The sequence below is a fragment of the Janthinobacterium sp. TPC_1 genome (genome assembly GCF_056037845.1).
In genome coordinates this window covers 44218-59219 of the sequence record NZ_CP195157.1, presented here as the reverse complement: position 1 = coordinate 59219, position 15002 = coordinate 44218, and the positions used below count along the sequence as shown (strand labels likewise).

The following is a 15002-nucleotide window of genomic DNA, read 5'->3' as shown; positions in this document are numbered from 1 at the left end:
TTGCCGTAACTGTTGTTTCCTGGTTGATTATCTTTTTGCCGCTGCCCGGCTTGCCTTGTACTGGTGCGCGATGCCCTATTCAGGTGCTGCGCTGCACCATGCCGCCCACCCAGATTGCGTCTGCGCTGTATTGCACCTCGATCAGACACGGCTGCTGCGTCACGTGGCCCTGATGCAGGCGCAGCGACTGTTGCAGATGCGCTGCCAGTGCGCCCGCCGCCACGCCCGTGGCGCTGTCTTCCAGGGCCGGATCGCGGTGGTTGAAGTTGCGCCCTTCATATTCGCTCTCGCCCGTGCGGCAATACACGTAGCAGCCGCTGATCTGGTGCAGGGCGCTCCAGTCGGCGATCAGTTCCAGGTTCGGCCGCAAGGCGCGCAGGGTGGTGCGGTCGGCCACTTCCAGCAGCAGCTTCGGGCTGCCGACGGAGGCGATGACGGGCGGCGACAGCAAGTGCATGTGCTGGCCCATGAGTTCGGACGGGATATATTTTTCCAGCATGACGGCCGGTGCCGGCTGCGAAGTCAAGCCAATGAATAGCCCTTCCGCGCGGCGCACCAGCTGCAAGGCTTGCCCGCGCATGGCCGTGCTCACCGTCAAGGTTGCCGGGGCGCCGGGCGCGTCAGCAGCACATGCGCGGCGGCCAGGGTGGCGTGCAGGCACAGGGGGCTGCGCGTGTGCGGATAAAAATAGTCGAGCACGATGCCGCCGTCCGCCTGCCGGTCGATGAAGGCGCAGGCGCTTACTTGCCGCTCGCGGGCGAAGGCCTGGCGCGCCGTTTCGCCGCTGCCGTCGTTTTCCACGACCAGCGCCGCATTGCCGCCACCGGGCGCGGCGCCGAAACATCTTAATAAGTGGACGATCATGGCGGTCGATGCAAAAGGTAAAACACCAGCATAAACGAAAATAGGTACAAAGCTTCTCGATGTCTTGGCCGGATGGAGTCAAAGGCTGCAGTTATTGAGGCTTTCGTGGAATCGGCATATCAACAGATGATATACTTCCCGCATGCGGATCGATCCTGCCATTGATACATTGCTGGACCTGGATGGCTCCATCCTCGACCAGGATGGCGGTTATTGGATCAAGATAGAAGCCAGGCGGACGGAGGTATCGGATGAGATTCCTCATGGCATACGCTACTCGCTGACGCTGCATGAACCATATGGCAAACGCATTCTCGGTTACGACAATGCGCACATGGTAAAGCCGCCAAAGAAATTCAAATATGCGGGACGTATCGTGGCATTCGACCATAAACACCGGCATCCGTCAGATCAGGGAGTGCCATACGAATTCAAGGATGCACAGCATCTCATCAATGATTTCTTTGCTGACGTGGACCGCATTTTGCTGGAGGTAAAAAAGCAATGAAACCGATTTTTATTGGCATCATGCCGCAAGAGAAAATCCGCGAACGCGTGCTCGCCATCGCTCGCGGCATATATAAACCGAAGGCGGATGAGCCCAAGGTCTGGTTCACTTCGATCAAATCGCTGGCAGAAGTCCTGAGCGACGAAAACCGGGCGTTGTTGCACGTGATTCTGGAAACGCAACCGGAATCCATCTCTGCATTGGCTGAGATAACGGGCCGTAAACCGAGCAACCTGTCACGCACATTGAAAACAATGTCCAATTACGGCATCGTGGAATTGAAACGGGAGCGAAATCAAGTTCGCCCCGTAGCCACAGCGACGGAGTTTCGCATAGTTGCTAACTGATTTACCGGACTATCAATGTGGCCTGTCATGCGACAGGCCAAAGCCTAGCGCGGGCCGGCAGACGCTCCGTGCGCCCATCAAAATGAACACTATCCGGCTGAAACCGGCTACTTGACTCAGGATGAGTATATTATACTGTGTTTATATACAGTATTGAGGTAGATCATGTGGGGCGCCGTCTTACCCGAGTATGCTGAGTTGTACTGCCTGAGCAATTTCAGCTTCCTGCATGGCGCCTCGCATGCGGAAGAGCTGGTGGCGCGCGCAGTCCAGCTCGGTTACAAGGCGTTGGCCATCACGGACGAGTGCTCGCTGGCCGGCGTCGTGCGTGCCCATGCGGTGGCCAAGCGGGCCGGTTTTCCCCTGATTATCGGCGCGCATTTTCATTTGACGCAGGCCGACGGCAGTCCGGGGCCGTCCCTGCTGGCGCTGGTGCGCGATATCGACGGTTACGGCAACCTGTCGGAATTGATCACCATGGCGCGCACGCGGGCGGCCAAGGGGCGCTATCTGTTGACGCCGGACGATTTCACGGCGCCGTCGCCGGAGTTTGCCCATTTGCGGGGGCTGCCCGGCTGCCTGATGATCTTGCTGCCCAGCTATCCGGCCCATCCCGCGACGCTGCGCGCGCAGGGGGCGTGGATGGTGGCTACTTTTGGCAGCGAACGCAGCTGGATCGGCTTGAACCTGCTGCAGCGGGCGCAGGATGACGCGCACCGCGGCGCCGTGCAAGAGGCGGGGCAGGCGCTGGGCTTGCCCGTGGTGGCCGCCGGCCATGTGTGCATGCACGTGCGGTCGCGCAAGCCCCTGCTCGACACGTTGTGCGCGATCCGCGTGGGCAAACCCGTGGGCGAGTGCGGCTATGCGCTGGCGCAAAACGCGGAGCAGCATTTGCGCGCGCGTTTGCGCCTGGCCAATGTGTATCCGCCGCAAGTACTGGCGGAAACCGTGCGCATTGCGGGTCAGTGCACGTTTTCGCTCGACAGCCTGCGCTATGACTATCCCGTCGAGTTGGTGCCGCACGGCCACACGCCGGCGACGTATCTGCGCGAAGAAACGTATGCGGGCGCGCGCATGCGCTTTCCGCTCGGTATTCCGGCCAACGTGCAGGAGCAGATCGAGCAGGAGCTGGAGCTGATCCGGGATCTTTCCTACGAAGCGTACTTTTTGACCGTCTACGACATCGTGCGCTTTGCGCGCTCGCAAAACATCCTGTGCCAGGGCCGGGGTTCGGCCGCCAATTCGGCCGTCTGCTATTGCCTGCACATCACGGAAGTGGACCCTGCGCGCGGCAATTGCCTGGTCGGGCGCTTCATGTCGCGCGAGCGCAACGAACCGCCCGACATCGACGTCGATTTCGAGCACCAGCGGCGCGAAGAGGTCATCCAATATATCTACGGCAAATACGGCCGCGAGCGGGCCGCGCTGGCGGCCGTGGTGATCAGCTACCGGCCAAAAAGCGCCTTGCGCGATAGCGGCGGCGGGCGCTGGGGATCGACCTGGACATCGTGGAAAAGGTGGCCAAGGCGCATCGCTGGTTCGACGGCAAGCGCGATCTGCTGGAGCGCCTGGCCGAATGCGGGCTCGACCCGGAGGCGGAACTGTCGCAGCAGTGGGCGGGCCTGGCGCAGCAATTGCTGGGCTTTCCCCGCCACCTGTCGCAGCATCCGGGCGGCTTTGTCATCGCGCAAGGAAAATTGTCGCGCCTGGTGCCGATCGAAAACGCCAGCATGGCCGAGCGCAGCGTCATCGAGTGGGACAAGAACGACCTGGAAGAACTGGGCTTGATGAAGGTCGACGTGCTGGCGCTGGGCATGCTGTCGGCCTTGCGCCGCGCCCTGGAACTGGTGAGTGGGCGGCGCGGCGAGGAATTTCGTTTGCAGGATATTCCCGCCGAAGACCCCGCTACCTACGACATGATGTGCGAGGCCGATACCATCGGCGTGTTTCAGATCGAGTCGCGCGCGCAGATGAGCATGTTGCCCCGGTTGCGGCCCCGTGAATTCTACGACCTCGTCATCGAAGTGGCGCTGGTGCGTCCCGGGCCCATCCAGGGCGGCATGGTGCATCCGTATCTGCAGCGGCGCCAGCAGAAGGAGCCGGTCGAGTATCCGAAGGGCCTGGAAAAGGCGCTGGGGCGCACCCTGGGCATCCCGATCTTCCAGGAGCAAGTGATGCAGGTGGCCATCATCGCGGCCGATTTCACGCCCGGCGAGGCGGACCAGTTGCGGCGCGCCATGGCGGCCTGGAAACGCAAGGGCGGCATGAACAATTACCATGACCGCATCGTCGACGCCATGGTGGACAATGGCTACGAGAAAGTATTTGCCGAGGCCATCTTCAGCCAGATCGAGGGTTTCGGCGAATACGGTTTTCCCGAGTCGCACGCGGCCAGTTTCGCCCTGCTCACGTACGCCAGTTCCTGGCTGAAATGCCACGAACCGGCCGCCTTCCTGTGCGCTTTGCTCAACAGCCAGCCCATGGGCTTTTACAGCCCCTCGCAACTGGTGCAGGATGGCCGCCGCCATGGCGTGCCGGTGCTGCCCGTCGACGTGGCCGTCAGCGGCTGGGAGGCAACCCTGGAAGGCGAGGGGCGTGCACCGGCCGTGCGCCTGGGCTTGAACAGCCTGTTCGGCATGCGCGCGGATGCGGCCCAACGCATCGAGGATGCGCGCGCCATCGCCGCCTTCGCCGACGTGGCCGACCTGGCCCGGCGTGGCGGCCTGGATCGCCATGACTTGCAGGTGTTGGCTGCCGGCAACGCCCTGCATGCGCTGGCCGGGCACCGGCGCGCGGCGTTGTGGCAGGCGGCCGGCGCCGTGCCCGACAGGGACTTGCTGCGCGATACCACGCAAGAGGAAGACTTGCCCGTGCTGGCCGCGCCGACGGAAGGCGAAAGCATCGTCAGCGATTACCGCGCGCAAGGCCTGACCCTGGGCCGCCACCCGCTGGCGCTGCTGCGCGCACAGTTGCTGGAGGAACGCTTTCTGCCAGCCGCGACGCTGGCCAGCTACACGGATGGCCAGCTGGCGCGCGCCTGCGGCATCGTCACCGTGCGCCAGCGTCCGGGCACGGCCAAGGGCGTCATCTTCATGACCCTGGAAGACGAGACGGGCACCGTCAATGTCATCGTCTGGCCCGACCTGGTGGAAAGCCAGCGGCGCGAAGTGCTGAGCGCGCCGCTGCTGGGCGTGTACGGCGTGTGGCAGCGCGAGGGCATCGTGCGCAACCTGGTGGCCAAGCGCCTGGTCGACATGTCGCACTTGCTGGGGCGCTTGCGCACGAGCAGCCGCGATTTTTGTTGAGGCTTGTCAATGTCGCCCAGGCGGTGGCATGATTGTCATATGACTACTTTACCCGAACCGACACTGCGCCCCGCCCTGGTCGCCGACGCGCCCGCCATCGTCGCCCTGATCGACGACCTGATGCCCTTTCTGACCCTGCACCCCGATGGCGCGGGGGCGGAAAAAAGTTCATCGAACATTGCCGCCGGCCCGCCATCGAAGGCTATCTGTCGCAGACCCGCTATGCGTATCAACTGGCGCATATCGACGGCGTACTGGCCGGCGTGGTGGCCATGCGCGACAACACGCATCTGTTCCACATGTTCGTGCCGCGCGCGCTGCACCGGCGCGGCATGGCGCGCCGCCTGTGGCAGGCAGCCCGCGATGCGTCGCTGGCCAGGGCCGATGTGACGGCGTTTACCGTCAATTCCTCCCTGTATGCCTTGCCCCTGTATGAAAGCCTGGGCTTTGTCGCCACGGGGCCGAAGGTGGAAATGGATGGCATCGCCTTCGTGCCGATGCGCATGGAATGGACGGCCTGATTACCAGCGCACGATCTTGCCCGGATTCATGATGTTCTTCGGATCCAGCGCGTGCTTGAGGGCGCGCATGGTGTCGATGGCGCCCTCGCCATGTTCTTCCACCAGGAAAGCCATCTTGTGCATGCCCACGCCGTGTTCTCCCGTGCAGGTGCCATCCATGCCGATGGCGCGCGTGACCATGTCGCTGTTGACCTTTTCCGCGCGGGCGATGTCGGCCGGGTCGTCGGGGTCGACCAGCATCTGCACGTGGAAATTGCCGTCGCCCACGTGGCCGATGATGGCGTAGACGAGGCCCTGCGCTTCGCAATCGGCCTTGGTGGCGAGGATGCATTCGGCCAGGCGCGAAATCGGCACGCAGCAGTCGGTGGAAATGGCGCGGCTGCCGGGGCGCATCTGCAGCAGGGCGAAATATGCGTTGTGGCGCGCAGCCCACAGGCGCGAGCGGTCTTCGGGGCGGCTGGCCCACTCGAAATCGCTGGCGCCGTGCTCGGCCGTGATGGTTTGCACCAGTTGCGCCTGCTCGGCCACGCTGGCCGGCGTGCCGTGGAATTCAAACAGCAACAGCGGCTTTTCCGGCAACGCCATCTTGTCGTAGGCATTGATGGCCTTGACGCCATTTTCATCGAGAAACTCGACCCGTGCCACAGGAATACCCATCTGGATGGTCTGGATCACGGCGCTGACGGCTTCGCCCGTGCCGGGAAACGAACACACGGCCGCCGAGATCGCTTCCGGCAGCGGATACAGTTTTACGGTCACTTCCGTGATGATGCCCAAGGTTCCTTCGCTGCCGACAAATAAACGCGTCAGGTCGTAGCCGGCCGACGATTTTTTCGCCCGGGTCCCCGTCTTGATGATGCGGCCATCGGCCGTGACCACCGTCAGGGCCAGCACGTTTTCGCGCATGGTGCCGTAGCGCACGGCGTTCGTGCCGGACGCGCGCGTGGCCGCCATGCCGCCCAGCGAGGCATTCGCGCCCGGGTCGATGGGGAAGAACAGGCCCGTGTCGCGGATTTCCTCGTTCAGTTGCTTGCGCGTCACGCCCGCCTGCACGGTGGCCGTCAAGTCTTCATCATGCACTGCTACCATGTGATTCATTTGCGACAGATCAATCGTCACGCCGCCATGCAGGGCCAGCACGTGGCCTCGAGCGAGGTGCCGCTGCCGTAGGCGATGACGGGCACGTCGTGCGCGCTGCACAGCTTGACGGCGGCCGCCACTTCCTCGGTGGAGTGGGCGAAGATGACGGCGTCCGGCAGCATCGGGGGATAGCTCGACTCGTCGCGGCCATGGTGTGCGCGCATGGCTTGCGTCATGGAAAAGCGGTCGGCAAAGATCAGGGAAAGTACGGCAGCAAGAGATTCTGGCAGCGGTTTTTTCAGTACCGCCAACTGGTCAGTTTGATTCACGCAAGTCCTCCGTTTTTTTTATTCTACTCCGCGCCCGGGGATTTCACCGAAGCACTATTTTTGCCAGTTGTAAAAAATTGCGCATGGTGCGCCATGCATGGGTTGTAAATGAGAATCATTTCTATTAGAATGCCCGCCAGTAGTTATTTTGCAATGCGTGCTTCCCCCCGAAAGGCCATGCCCATGAGATTTTCCCTGTCCCTCGCCGCCGTCCTGCCCGCCTGCGTGCTGGCGCTGAGCGCCTGCAGCAGCGTTGCGCCCGCCACTGGCACGTCCTCCGCCGCCACGGCGCAAGACGTGCGCCAGCTGGGCGAGATCGTCGATCTGCGCAGCGGCCAGCGCGTGACTGCCGATCAATTGCTGGCCCAGCTGGCCGCCGCCCCGCGCGTCATCGTGGGCGAGCAGCACGATCAGCTCAGCCACCACCGGATCGAGCAGTGGCTGCTGCAGCAGCTGCAGGGCCAGCGTCCGCAAGGCAGCGTGCTGCTGGAAATGCTGAACCCGGACCAGCAAGCCAAGGTGGACAAGGTCAAGCCGTGGCTGCAGACGGACCCCGTCGTGCGCCCCGAGCACGTGGCCGAGCTGCTGGCCTGGCAGCCGGGCTGGAAGTGGGCGCAATATGGCGACCTGGTGATGACCGTGATGCGCGCGCCGTATCCCGTCTGGTCGGCCAACCTGGACCGCAGCGAGATCAAGCAATTGTTTATCGACCAGCCGGCCGTGCAGGGCAAGCATTCGAACCTGGCCAACGATGGCAAGGTGCATGACAAACTGAAAGACATCATCCGCGTGATGCACGACAACCAGATCGACGCGCCGCGCCTGGCCGCCATGCTGTCGGTGCAGCAGCAGCGCGACCGCCGCATGGCCGAGCGCCTGCTGGCCGCGCCCGCACCGGCCCTGCTGATCGCCGGCGCCTACCATTCGCACAAGGACCTGGGCGTGCCGCTGCACGTGCAGGACTTGACGGGCGGCCCCGCGCCGCTGGTGCTCGTGCTGGCGCAGCAGGGCGCCACGGTGCAGGCGCCGCAGGCCGATTTCGTCTGGTACACGCCGGTGGCGGCGCCCGCCATCGCCAGCGCCAACTAAGTCATTGCATCTCCGCCGGGCGTTCAGCCCGGCACTCCTCCCCAGCAAGTCTCTTCGCAGCAGCCAGGTAGTCCGTCCGATTTTTCTTACCTGTTGAAGCTTCCATGCGTATTTCCTGTCTCAAAGCCGCTGCTGGCGGCGTGTTTCTTTCCATCTTTCATTCCGGCGCACAAGCGTCCGCCTTGCCGCACGATATGTCGCCGCTGGGCATGTTTTTCGCCGCCGACCAGGTGGTGAAAAGCGTGCTCATCGGTTTGTTGATCGCCGCGCTGGCCACCTGGGTGGTCTTGCTGGTGAAGGGCGCCAGCTTGCTGCAAGCGCGGCGCGCGGCGGCGCAAGCCGTCGCCGTGCTGAAGACGGCCACGTCCTTGCCGGACGCGGCCGCCAAAGCGGAGGGTGCCGGTGCCGCCTCGCTGGCGCAGCAGCTGCTCGATGACGTGCAGCAGGAACTGAACCTGTCGCACGCCAATGCACCGGCGGCGGCCCTGAAGGAACGGGCAGGCTTTCGCCAGGAACAGTTCATTGCGCAGCAGGTGCGCAGCATGACGCAAGGCATCGGCTTGCTGGCCAGCATAGGCGCCGTGGCGCCCTTCGTCGGCCTGTTCGGCACCGTGTGGGGCATCATGAACAGTTTCATCGGCATCGCCGCCCAGCCAGAGCACGAATCTGGCCACCGTCGCGCCCGGTATCGCGGAAGCCTTGCTGGCGACAGCGCTGGGCCTGGTAGCGGCGATTCCCGCCGTCGTCATCTACAACGTCTTGAGTCGCGGCATCAATCAGGTCAAGGCGCAGCTGCGCGCCGCTTCCGCGCAAGTGCTGCTGATGCTCAGCCGCGACCTCGACATGCGCCAGCAGGCCTGAACATGGCGTCCCTCTTTCCTTCGCCGGACGACGACGCGGCCGACATGCCGGAGTTGAGCGAGATCAATGTCACGCCCTTCATCGACGTGATGCTGGTGCTCTTGATCATCTTCATGGTGGTCTCGCCGCTGGCCACCGTCGACCTGAAGATCGACCTGCCGGCCGCCACGGCCAAGCCCGAGCCGCGTCCCGACAAGCCCCTGTTCGTTTCCCTGAGGGCTGACCACAGCCTGTATCTGGGCGAGTCGCCCGTGGCGCGCGAGCAGCTGGGCAGCCTGCTCGACGCGCAGACGGGCGGCGACCGCCAGCGCACCCTGTTCTTCCAGGCCGACAAGCAAGCCGCGTATGAAGACGTGCTGGGCGTGATGGATGCCCTGCGCCAGGCCGGCTACCTGAAAGTGGGCCTGGTGGGCCGGGAGGGCGGGTGAATCCCCGTCCGGTATTGAGCTGGGGCATCGCCACGTCGCTGGTGGCGGCCGCCGCGCTGGCGTTGCTGCTGTGGGCGGCCTGGCGGCCTGCGCCCCTCGCATCCGCGCAACCGCCCGCCAGCGTGATGGTCGTGTTTGCGGCACAGGCGATGTCGCCGGAGACACAACAGGCGGCAGCGGTCGGGGTGCGCCAGTCGGCCGCGTCCAGCGCCGCCCGGCCGCACAAGAGCGCCATCCGGCAAGAGGCGCTGCCCGTGCTGGCACGCGCCGCCGCGCCGGACATCGTTGCTGCGGAAAAAGAGGCGAAGGCAGCGGCCAGTCCGTCGCCTGATCCCGGCAAGGATGCCGCGAAGGAAAGCTGCCGTGCCCGCGCAGGCCAGCAGCAGCGCCACGCCGGCGCCAAGTTCGGTGCGCGGTCCGCAGGCGGCGCCGTTCGACAGCGACACGCCATCGAACAGCGCGGCACCGGCCAGCTGGCAAAGCCGGGTGCTCGGCCACCTGGCCCATTTCAAGCGCTATCCGGGCGACGCGCGCCAGCGCAAGCGGGCTGGCGCCGCCTGGGTGCGCTTCCAGGTGGACCGCGACGGCAAGCTGCTGGCCAGCGAGCTGGTCACCTCGTCGGGCACGGTACTGCTCGACCGCGAAGCGCTGCAAGTGCTGCAGCGCGCGCAGCCGCTGCCGGCGCCGCCCGACAACGTCTTGCACCAGGGCACGGTGACCGTCACCTTGCCCGTCTCGTTCAAGCTGGAGCCAGGACAGGACAAGGCATGAGGATGCCGATTGTTGTTCATTAAAAATCTAACCATAACAAATCGAGGGTGTATGCATATCAAGACAATGACGCAGGCCGTGGGCATCTGCATGGCGTTGCTCGCGCAGCAGGCATGGGCGCAACAAGCACAGGAACCGCAAGAGCGCGGCAAGGTCGCGTTTTCGCCGCTAAACGTATCGGGTGAAACTATTCCGGTGGAACAGCAGGCGCTGGAAAAACCGGGCGCCGTCAGCGCGCGCGGCGCGGACACGCGCTTGCAGCCCGTGGACCAGATCGTGCGCAGCATGCCGGGCACGTTTACCCAGATCGATCCGGCGCAGGGCGCCGTCAGCGTCAACATCCGCGGCCTGTCGGGCCTGGGCCGCGTGAACATGATGGTCGATGGCGTGAGCCAGAATTACTATGGCAGCGCGCCGTCGTCCGTGTCGCACGGCGGCGTGCCCAGCAGCCAGTTCGGCGCCCTGATCGACCCGAATTTCATCATCGGCGTGGACGTGTCGCGCGGCAATGTCGTCGGTGGCGACGGTGTCAATGCGCTGGCTGGCAGCGCCAATTTCCGCACCATCGGCGTCGATGACGTCGTCTTCGCCGGCGAAAAAACGGGTGCCCGCACGAAGATGTCGGCCGGAAATAATGGCGTGGGACGCAGCGCCATGCTGGCCGTGGCAATGAAAAACCCGGCCTTCGATGGCGGCAGCGTCGGCTTCATGGCCGCCACCAGCGCTAGCGTAATCGGCAACAACTACAAGAATGCGAAGGGCGTCAACAGCGAGGAATTTGGTTTCGGCTACAACCGCTATTACAAGCAGAAACCCAAGTCGCAGTTGCTCAAGCTGGACCTCACATTGAGTGATTTCCACTCGCTGGAACTGTCGGCACGCGATTACCGCAGCACGTTTACGCGCCGCGATATCCGCAGCGATGACTATTACGTAAAATATCACTACACGCCGTTTTCCGAATTGATCGACCTCAATGTGGTGGCCAGCAGCAGCCGCGGCAACCAGAAATACATGCCCGAGGCGCTCACCAATTTCATCAACACGAATGCGGTGAACCGCGCCGACGCGGTCGACATCAACAATACCAGCAGCTTCAGGCTGGCAGGCGGCGATGCGCTGGTGACCATCGGCGGCAAGCTGATGCGTAATAAATACAGCAAGCACGTGGAAAGCCTCGTCGACGATCCGGACAACCCGGATGCGAACCAGCAGTCGATTGAAAACAATACGTTTGGCCCCGAAGGCGTGCAAAAGATCAACAGCCTGTATGCGGGCCTGCAATACAACCGTGGCATTGTTCAGGTCAATGCGGGTCTCAACTACACGCACTTTGATTTGAGCGGCCACAAGCCGGCCTGCGATCCGCGCGTGCAGTGTTTCCCGCAAGGGGCGAGCAATATTGCGCTGAAGGAACATGGCATCAATCCTTCGCTGCTCGTTTCCGCGCAGGTGACGCCGTGGTTCCAGCCGTTTGCCAGCGCCGAGCGCACCATGCGCGGGCCGAATCCGCAGGAAGTATTTTTCTCGAATGACGGCGGGGCTTCGATGAACCCGTTCCTGAAGGGCGAGCGGGCGACCACCTACCAGCTGGGCTTCAATTCCAGCCTGCATGGTTTGCTGAGCGCCAACGATGCGCTCAATTTCAAGGCCCTGTATTTCAAGAGCAAGATCGATGGCTATATCACCAGCCAGTCCTTCCTCGTGTGCGACCGCGGCCGCAAGTGCAATATCGCGGAAGTGCTTGCCAATGACTGGCAGAATGTGGATGACTACATGACGAACATGTATATCTACATTAACTCGGCCACGCCCGTGTATTCGCGCGGATGGGAACTGGAAGCGCAGTACCAGCTGGGCCCCGCGTATGCGCGCCTGTCGTACACGCGCGAAACGACGCGCCAGCCTACCTCGATCGCCAGCGCCTGGTTCGGCGCGGCCGACATCAGCGAGCTGCCCAGCGTGTATTACAACCTCGACGTGGGCACGCGCTTGCTCGATAACAAGCTGGAAGTGGGCGCCATCCTCAAGCACACGGGCTCGAACCGCCGCCTGTCGCCGGACAATGAAGCCGATGAAGCGACGGGCGAAGTGCTGAAGGCCGACAATCCGAAGATCCCGGCCGTGATCGACTTGTATGCGAGTTACCAGGTCAGCAAGAATCTGTTCCTGCGCCTGTCCGTGCAAAACGCCATGAACAAGGATTTCTCGGAAGCGCTGAACCGCCTGAACTCGATGCCGTCCCAGTCGCAGGAAAATACGCCGCTGAGCACGGCGCGGGGCAGAACCTATGTGGCAGGGCTGGAGTACCGCTTCTAGTTTTTTACCAAAGTTGCGACGCCTGACAAAACTGTAGCGAGCGGATGTGATTTGTGGCCGAGAAGCGCAACTGTGCTGCAGCACAGTGAGCATCGCCGGCCGCAAAGCGCACCGCGCAGTAAGTTTTGTCAGGTGTTATCAACGCGGCGTCGTGCCATAGTAGCTGTGGATCGAATTGGCCCACGTCTGGTCCGCCATGTTCGGCCAGTTATCCGTGTCGAAGCCGGGCGCGTTTTCGATGCGCTCCTTGTCGACGTTCAGGGTGAAGCGCTTGTTGACGGTGTCGAGCAGCAGCGCTTCCCAGGGCACGGCGAACAGCTTTTCGCCGATGGTGAAGACGCCGCCGTGCGACATGACGGCGTAGGCAATCTTGCCGCTGCGCATGTCGATCATGATTTCCTTGATTTCGCCCAGGTGTTCATCCTTGGCATTGTGCACATGGTCGCCGATCAGGGTGTCGGCACCCATCAGTTCAGGGCCGGGGCCTTTGTGGCCGCGGTTGACATACATGCCGTAGGCGTCGCGTTCTTCGTAGCTCATGGTGGACCTCCTGTTGAAAAATTCCAGTCTGCGGCCAGGGCGCGGCAGGGTCTGTTCGCTCGCCCACACAAAGTATGGAATTGGAAATATTTCAATTATTGCTATCAGGTAATTTTGTTGTGCGTAGACAGCAGGAGGGGGAGGGATAGTCGGTATTTGGCGCAAATTTCCGCGCGCGGGGGGCGACGCAGGCGGGCTTTAGTGTATAATTTCAATTTCCCGCACGTGCCGTTCGGCACCATCTGCAATGACCAAATTTGTCTTCGTCACTGGTGGCGTTGTGTCTTCCCTTGGAAAAGGGATTGCCGCCGCCTCCCTCGCCGCGATCCTCGAATCGCGCGGCCTTAAAGTCACCATGCTCAAGCTCGACCCGTATATCAACGTCGATCCTGGCACGATGAGCCCTATGCAACACGGTGAAGTTTTCGTCACCGACGACGGGGCCGAAACCGACCTCGACCTCGGTCACTACGAGCGCTTCATCTCCACCCGGATGAAAAAGGTGAATAACTTCACCACTGGCCAGATCTATGAATCGGTGATCCGCAAGGAACGCCGGGGCGAATATCTGGGCAAGACCGTGCAGGTGATTCCGCATATCACCAATGAAATCCAGGATTACATCCGCCGTGGCGCCGAAGGCTACGACGTGGCCCTGTGCGAAATCGGCGGCACCGTCGGCGATATCGAATCGTTGCCATTCCTGGAAGCGGCGCGTCAGCTGAGCCTGCGCGCCGGCCGCAAGAACACGGCCTTCGTCCACCTGACCCTGGTGCCTTACATCGCTTCGGCCGGTGAACTGAAGACCAAGCCGACCCAGCACTCGGTGCAAAAGCTGCGCGAAATCGGCATCCTGCCGAACGCCTTGCTGTGCCGCGCCGACCGCGCCATCCCGGAAGACGAGCGCGCGAAAATCTCGCTGTTCTCGAACATCGAGGAAGACGCCGTCATTTCCGTGTGGGACGTCGACACCATCTACAAGGTGCCGCAGATGCTGCACGACCAGGGCCTCGACAAGATCATCTGCGACGCGCTGGACCTCGATCCCGCGCCGGCCGACCTGTCGATCTGGAGCAAGCTGATCTACACGATGGAACACCCGAAGGCGGAAGTGACCGTCGGCATGGTCGGCAAGTATGTCGAGCTGACGGAATCGTACAAGTCGCTGATCGAAGCGCTGCGCCACGCCGGCATCCACACGGAAAGCCGCGTCAACATCGAGTACATCGATTCGGAAGAAATCGAAACGACCGGTTGCGACAACCTGGGCAAGTACGATGCCATCCTGGTGCCGGGCGGCTTCGGCAAGCGCGGCGTAGAAGGCAAGATCAAGGCGGCCCAGTTCGCCCGTGAAAACAAGATCCCTTACCTGGGCATCTGCCTGGGCATGCAAGTGGCCCTGATCGAATACGCGCGCAACAAGGCTGACATGCCGAACGCGAATTCGACCGAGTTCGACCTTGATACGGATCAACCTGTCGTTGCACTGATCAATGAGTGGCAAAACCACGATGGTAAAGTCGAGTTGCGCGATGAAAACTCGGACCTGGGCGGTACCATGCGCCTGGGCGCGCAGACCTGCGCCGTCAATCCGGGCACCCTCGCCGCCGAGATCTACGGCAGCGTGGTGACCGAGCGTCACCGCCATCGCTACGAAGCCAATAATCACTACCTGGCCCGTGTCGAAGCGGCTGGCCTGATCGTCTCGGCCCGCACGCCGAGCGAAGATTTGTGCGAAATCATGGAATTGCCGCGCACGGGTGAAAATGCCCACCCATGGTATATGGGCGTGCAATACCATCCCGAGTTCAAGTCGACGCCACGCACCGGCCATCCGCTGTTTACCTCGTTCATCAAGGCAGCGCTGGCGCACAAGGAAGCCAACGCCGCCGCGGAATAACGCGGGTCGCGTGCGACAGTATTACCCGTAAGACAGCTCCCGGCCAGATGGTTCCCGCCGGGAGTTTCTTTGCCCCCTTTGTGCAATTGCGCATCAGAACGCAGTGTGCAGCCCCTGTTACGCTTAACTTTGGAGAATGA

11 protein-coding genes and 2 pseudogenes are annotated in these 15002 nt (G+C 62.6%); 9 read left to right on the top strand and 4 right to left on the bottom strand.

The annotated features are described in order from the left end of the window. Nucleotides 1-79: 79 nt before the first annotated feature. Both ACQVLG_RS00255 and ACQVLG_RS00250 read right to left on the bottom strand, forming a co-directional pair. Nucleotides 80-592 carry a PhzF family phenazine biosynthesis protein gene (locus ACQVLG_RS00255; protein ID WP_474295857.1) on the bottom strand — a complete coding sequence of 171 codons (513 nt, stop codon included), beginning with the start codon at nucleotides 590-592 and terminating at the stop codon, nucleotides 80-82. A 2-nt stretch (nucleotides 593-594) separates the two neighbouring features. Then, nucleotides 595-864, bottom strand: a complete 270-nt coding sequence (locus tag ACQVLG_RS00250; RefSeq protein ID WP_474292344.1) for a PhzF family phenazine biosynthesis protein — start codon at nucleotides 862-864, stop codon at nucleotides 595-597. 142 nt (nucleotides 865-1006) lie between these two features. On the opposite strand from ACQVLG_RS00250, the gene ACQVLG_RS00245 reads away from it, so the two are divergent. The 4 genes and pseudogenes from ACQVLG_RS00245 (at nucleotide 1007) to ACQVLG_RS00230 (ending at nucleotide 5545) form a co-directional block, all read left to right on the top strand. Further along, nucleotides 1007-1372 (top strand): toxin-antitoxin system TumE family protein, encoded by a 366-nt coding sequence (locus tag ACQVLG_RS00245; protein WP_474292343.1) that lies wholly within the window; start codon nucleotides 1007-1009, stop codon nucleotides 1370-1372. After that, nucleotides 1369-1719: an HVO_A0114 family putative DNA-binding protein gene (locus ACQVLG_RS00240; RefSeq protein ID WP_219136869.1), complete on the top strand. Its 351-nt coding sequence runs from the start codon at nucleotides 1369-1371 to the stop codon at nucleotides 1717-1719. Before ACQVLG_RS00245 ends, ACQVLG_RS00240 begins: the two co-directional genes overlap by 4 nt. Nucleotides 1720-1884: 165 nt before the next feature. After that, nucleotides 1885-5024 (top strand): annotated as a pseudogene (locus ACQVLG_RS00235) (error-prone DNA polymerase). 32 nt (nucleotides 5025-5056) lie between these two features. Further along, nucleotides 5057-5545: a GNAT family N-acetyltransferase gene (locus ACQVLG_RS00230; RefSeq protein WP_474292341.1), complete on the top strand. Its 489-nt coding sequence runs from the start codon at nucleotides 5057-5059 to the stop codon at nucleotides 5543-5545. Here the strand turns inward: ACQVLG_RS00230 and ACQVLG_RS00225 are convergent. Beyond that, nucleotides 5546-6954, bottom strand: a pseudogene (locus ACQVLG_RS00225) (FAD-binding oxidoreductase). Nucleotides 6955-7137: 183 nt separating this feature from the next. Between ACQVLG_RS00225 and ACQVLG_RS00220 the strand changes: the two are divergent. The 4 genes from ACQVLG_RS00220 to ACQVLG_RS00205 all read left to right on the top strand — a co-directional run bounded on the left by ACQVLG_RS00220 (nucleotide 7138) and on the right by ACQVLG_RS00205 (nucleotide 12422). Beyond that, the gene (locus ACQVLG_RS00220) at nucleotides 7138-8043 is read left to right on the top strand and encodes a ChaN family lipoprotein (protein ID WP_474292339.1); all 906 of its coding nucleotides are present in this window, start codon (nucleotides 7138-7140) and stop codon (nucleotides 8041-8043) included. Nucleotides 8044-8147: 104 nt separating this feature from the next. Next, the gene (gene exbD, locus ACQVLG_RS00215) at nucleotides 8148-9332 is read left to right on the top strand and encodes a TonB system transport protein ExbD (protein WP_474292338.1); all 1185 of its coding nucleotides are present in this window, start codon (nucleotides 8148-8150) and stop codon (nucleotides 9330-9332) included. Between the two features lie 363 nt (nucleotides 9333-9695). Next, nucleotides 9696-10103: an energy transducer TonB family protein gene (locus ACQVLG_RS00210; protein ID WP_474292337.1), complete on the top strand. Its 408-nt coding sequence runs from the start codon at nucleotides 9696-9698 to the stop codon at nucleotides 10101-10103. A 51-nt stretch (nucleotides 10104-10154) separates the two neighbouring features. Continuing rightward, nucleotides 10155-12422 (top strand): TonB-dependent receptor domain-containing protein, encoded by a 2268-nt coding sequence (locus ACQVLG_RS00205; protein WP_474292336.1) that lies wholly within the window; start codon nucleotides 10155-10157, stop codon nucleotides 12420-12422. Nucleotides 12423-12560: 138 nt separating this feature from the next. Here ACQVLG_RS00205 and ACQVLG_RS00200 read toward each other — a convergent pair whose 3' ends face one another. After that, a complete protein-coding gene (locus ACQVLG_RS00200) occupies nucleotides 12561-12962 on the bottom strand; it encodes a PRC-barrel domain-containing protein (protein WP_474292335.1) in 402 nt (133 codons plus the stop codon). Nucleotides 12963-13209: 247 nt separating this feature from the next. Between ACQVLG_RS00200 and ACQVLG_RS00195 the strand changes: the two genes are divergently transcribed. Further along, nucleotides 13210-14862 (top strand): CTP synthase, encoded by a 1653-nt coding sequence (locus tag ACQVLG_RS00195; protein WP_034750711.1) that lies wholly within the window; start codon nucleotides 13210-13212, stop codon nucleotides 14860-14862. Nucleotides 14863-15002: the final 140 nt, after the last annotated feature.

What these genes read in the sequence shown, in the direction of transcription:
- ACQVLG_RS00220 (WP_474292339.1), top strand. Translation starts at nt 7,138, where the DNA reads ATGAGATTTTCCCTGTCCCTCGCCGCCGTCCTGCCCGCCTGCGTGCTG.
- ACQVLG_RS00250 (WP_474292344.1), bottom strand. Translation starts at nt 864, where the DNA reads ATGATCGTCCACTTATTAAGATGTTTCGGCGCCGCGCCCGGTGGCGGC.
- ACQVLG_RS00245 (WP_474292343.1), top strand. Translation starts at nt 1,007, where the DNA reads ATGCGGATCGATCCTGCCATTGATACATTGCTGGACCTGGATGGCTCC.
- ACQVLG_RS00240 (WP_219136869.1), top strand. Translation starts at nt 1,369, where the DNA reads ATGAAACCGATTTTTATTGGCATCATGCCGCAAGAGAAAATCCGCGAA.
- ACQVLG_RS00200 (WP_474292335.1), bottom strand. Translation starts at nt 12,962, where the DNA reads ATGAGCTACGAAGAACGCGACGCCTACGGCATGTATGTCAACCGCGGC.
- ACQVLG_RS00205 (WP_474292336.1), top strand. Translation starts at nt 10,155, where the DNA reads ATGCATATCAAGACAATGACGCAGGCCGTGGGCATCTGCATGGCGTTG.
- exbD (WP_474292338.1), top strand. Translation starts at nt 8,148, where the DNA reads ATGCGTATTTCCTGTCTCAAAGCCGCTGCTGGCGGCGTGTTTCTTTCC.
- ACQVLG_RS00195 (WP_034750711.1), top strand. Translation starts at nt 13,210, where the DNA reads ATGACCAAATTTGTCTTCGTCACTGGTGGCGTTGTGTCTTCCCTTGGA.